Origin of the sequence: Paenibacillus cucumis (ex Kampfer et al. 2016) (assembly GCF_019748695.1) — a bacterium.
GTDB lineage: Bacteria > Bacillota > Bacilli > Paenibacillales > Paenibacillaceae > Paenibacillus > Paenibacillus polysaccharolyticus.
The window spans coordinates 1-359 of the sequence record NZ_JACLIC010000074.1; the positions used below are offsets into that span (position 1 = coordinate 1).

1 rRNA gene is annotated in these 359 nt (G+C 46.5%); it reads right to left on the reverse strand.

Features of this window, described 5'->3' with window-relative positions:
* Positions 1 to 168 (reverse strand): 23S ribosomal RNA (locus H7T88_RS28490); the annotation flags it as partial.
* Between the last annotated feature and the right edge of the window lie 191 nt (positions 169 to 359).

Here is a 359-nt window from a genome sequence, read left to right on the forward strand (position 1 = left end):
ATGTATTCAGTTAGGTGTAACTGGAAATTACCCCAGCTGGGTTTCCCCATTCGGACATCCCCGGATCAAAGCTTGCTTACAGCTCCCCGAGGCAGTTTCGTTGTTCGCCACGTCCTTCATCGGCTCCTAGCGCCTAGGCATCCTCCGTGTGCTCTTAGTAGCTTAACCCTATGCTCCGGTTTCGTTTGCTCGCTCCCCTTGTTTTGGACTACGTCCAAAGCCAAAAGTCGCTCCCACCCGATACCATCGCAATTGCATTATCTACCGTTTTTATTGAAACTTGTTATACACAAGTTCAGCTAAAAAGGAATGTTCTAATTCGCGTTTGTTTCGTTTCGATATCTAGTTTTCAAAGAACA